Genomic DNA, 2,484 nt, shown 5'->3' on the forward strand with positions numbered 1-2,484 from the left:
GATTGACCATATGCAGTATCGGCATGGCGACCGATTTTTCCATCCAATGCTGGATGCGGCGCTGGAGAAGCATAGTTCGATGGAGAGCTCTTTGCAGAAAATCAGAGAGGCGTTAAGGAGTTTTACTTACTGGGAGAGGGGCTATTTCCCGCATGACATGGTAAAAGAGATAACCAAGAGTATAAGTAAAAGCGTGCTTCCAAAGTTTAACAATCCGATGGATCGTATAAATGGGCTTGGGATCAGTATTCATGACACTTGGGCAACCCATATTACGCTTGAGTCTCTTGAAATCACAGGCTCGCGCTACAAAGCAAAAAGTTCATTATCGAATTCAGGACCACTTTGGCCTGGATGAAGATGATATTACTGATCTCTTTTATCGGCAATTTCGTATTTTTCGTATCTGGTTCACATTACAACGTTGGCAGGGCTACGGCTATCAACCTTTTATCACTGAAATGAATGCCACCATAACAATTGAAGGCCATCGTGATGAAAAAGCGTAAAATATTACTAATTTTTCTTATCATATTTGCTGGCGCTGTCATATGGCGTCTGATGATACCGGTGGAAATTATTGACATTCATAGCTCTAAGTATAAAAGCAGTTATGACATTATCGTTAAAAACCTTCCTTTAACTGATAAAGGTAAAATTCAATGGTGGGAAAAAAATAAAGAACAACTGAGACTGAAATACAACCTTTCGATTATGAACGAAAAGTATGACGTAAATTTCTTTGTCGCAAAGTATAAAATTGACAGAGGAACCGATCAAGACAGCGATTTATTATGTTTTGATGATATGAATGCGAAAGCTAACTGCATTGAAAAGGATAATCAACCAATGACGATATGGTATATAGCCGAAAAAGGCCAAACCATTTTCTTGCTAAATAACTGGAAGAATAAATATATCAAATATGATGCTACCGGACGTCTCGATAAGGTGCGGTAACGATAAGAATTTCCGCAAATTGAGGGAACTCATAATGACCCGTTTTAAATGGTTGATATTGCTCCTGGTCGTTACTTTTTTTTGTGGATTTTTACGCATACTGTTCCCGACGAAAATTATCGCGGTTCATCGCGTCAGTGATCGGTATACTTTCGACGTCATTATAAAATATCCGCCTGTAACAGATAAAGGCAAGATCCAATGGTGGGAAAAAAAACAAGATTTATTTTAAAGAAAAACACCAGGTCCCAGTAGGACAGAGAGATTACCGAGTCACTTTTTGGGTGGCAGATTACAAAATAGATTCAGAAACTGTTCAGGACAGTGATCTGTTATGTTTTAACGAGATGAAAAGTAAAGCCAACTGCATCGAAAAAGATAATCAACCGATGGCGGTCTGGTATCGATATGATACCAGACAAATACTTTTCTCATTCGATAATGGAACAACCAGTTATATGAAAAATGATATTACAGGCCGTATGCGGCAGATAGAGTAAAAAATTTAGTTTGTATCAGCTGCATCTGGTTCACATTACAACGTTGGCAAGGCTACGGCTATCAACCCTTTATCACTGAAATGAATGCCACGAAAACGATTGAGGGTCATCGTGATGACAAATTTTAGATGGTTTTTTTTATCCATTATCATTTCAGGTGCATTTATAGGATGGCATCTTATGCAACCGACTGAAATCATAGATACTCACCGCCTTAACAACAAAAACAGCTTCGATATCATTGCCAGGCACCTTCCGATAACCGACAAGGGAAAAATTCAGTGGTGGGAAAAGAATAAAAAAAAGCTGGGTAAAGAAAACAGCATCCTCTTAGAACCCAATGATTACCGTATTAGTTTTTGGGTCAGCAGCTATAAGGTAGATTCGGGAACCGATCAGGATAGCGATTTATTATGTTTTGATAATATGAATGCGAAAGCTAACTGCATTGAAAAGGATAATCAGCCAATGACGATATGGTATATAGCCGAAAAAGGCCAAACTATTTTCTTGCTAAATAACTGGAAGAATAAATATATCAAATATGATGCTACCGGACGTCTCGATAAGGTGCGGTAACGATGAGAATTTCCGCTACAATCAGGTAAACCCGGGATTGACGCAACCCCGGGTTTACACTACTGACTAATAACGCTCATCCCGACGCCCCGGCGTCGCGCTCCAGATACGGCGTACATGAACGGTTATCTCTGCGCGATCATGGTAAAGCAATACCCAGCTACGCCAGCCTGCTGTCCTCATAATTAATTAACTGATTCTTTAATAGTAACAATCAATTAAATCGCGCTGATTATTTTTCCAGCAGACTATCATAGTGTTTCGCTGTATTGTATATTAATTACCTGAGGGAACTGAAACATAATAACAGGATGTTATCTATGGATACTTTTATCGACAAAAAAACCGCAGATACCAAGGTTGCAACTGCCAATCCGTATCTATGAAACCCAGCGTAAAATGGATGATTACTTTGCTGATGATATGAACTATGGCGATATCAGCG

At 39.1% G+C, this 2,484-nt stretch carries 7 protein-coding genes and 1 pseudogene; all 8 read left to right on the forward strand.

What is annotated here, in order from left to right:
- Positions 1–358: DUF3289 family protein (locus NG42_RS22820; protein WP_156324276.1), on the forward strand; the 358-nt coding region annotated here is incomplete at its 5' end.
- A complete protein-coding gene (locus tag NG42_RS23945) occupies positions 252–509 on the forward strand; it encodes a DUF3289 family protein (RefSeq protein ID WP_156324277.1) in 258 nt (85 codons plus the stop codon). The genes NG42_RS22820 and NG42_RS23945, both read left to right, overlap by 107 nt.
- A complete protein-coding gene (locus NG42_RS21450; protein ID WP_053116382.1) occupies positions 496–960 on the forward strand; it encodes a DUF943 family protein in 465 nt (154 codons plus the stop codon). The genes NG42_RS23945 and NG42_RS21450 overlap by 14 nt, the downstream gene beginning before the upstream one ends.
- A gap of 34 nt (positions 961–994) precedes the next feature.
- Entirely contained in the window at positions 995–1,192 is a 198-nt protein-coding gene (locus NG42_RS23950; RefSeq protein WP_052903042.1) for a DUF943 family protein, read from the forward strand.
- Positions 1,182–1,460, forward strand: coding sequence for a DUF943 family protein (locus NG42_RS23955; protein ID WP_420911328.1), 279 nt, complete (start codon positions 1,182–1,184; stop codon positions 1,458–1,460). The genes NG42_RS23950 and NG42_RS23955 overlap by 11 nt, the downstream gene beginning before the upstream one ends.
- An 11-nt stretch (positions 1,461–1,471) precedes the next feature.
- Positions 1,472–1,588 (forward strand): annotated as a pseudogene (locus NG42_RS23960) (DUF3289 family protein); the annotation flags it as partial.
- Positions 1,575–2,039 carry a DUF943 family protein gene (locus NG42_RS21460; RefSeq protein WP_053116383.1) on the forward strand — a complete coding sequence of 155 codons (465 nt, stop codon included), beginning with the start codon at positions 1,575–1,577 and terminating at the stop codon, positions 2,037–2,039. The pseudogene NG42_RS23960 and the gene NG42_RS21460, both read left to right, overlap by 14 nt.
- A 360-nt stretch (positions 2,040–2,399) precedes the next feature.
- Positions 2,400–2,484, forward strand: an 85-nt coding sequence (locus tag NG42_RS22830) for a DUF3289 family protein (RefSeq protein WP_241488397.1), incomplete at its 3' end; no start/stop codon positions are given.

Origin of the sequence: Winslowiella iniecta, from assembly GCF_001267535.1 — a bacterium.
Classification (GTDB): domain Bacteria; phylum Pseudomonadota; class Gammaproteobacteria; order Enterobacterales; family Enterobacteriaceae; genus Erwinia; species Erwinia iniecta.

Bases quoted from the DNA above. Each gene is read 5' to 3' on its own strand.
- NG42_RS23950 (WP_052903042.1), top strand. From the start codon at position 995: ATGACCCGTTTTAAATGGTTGATATTGCTCCTGGTCGTTACTTTTTTT.
- NG42_RS23945 (WP_156324277.1), top strand. From the start codon at position 252: ATGACACTTGGGCAACCCATATTACGCTTGAGTCTCTTGAAATCACAG.
- NG42_RS21450 (WP_053116382.1), top strand. From the start codon at position 496: ATGAAAAAGCGTAAAATATTACTAATTTTTCTTATCATATTTGCTGGC.
- NG42_RS21460 (WP_053116383.1), top strand. From the start codon at position 1,575: ATGACAAATTTTAGATGGTTTTTTTTATCCATTATCATTTCAGGTGCA.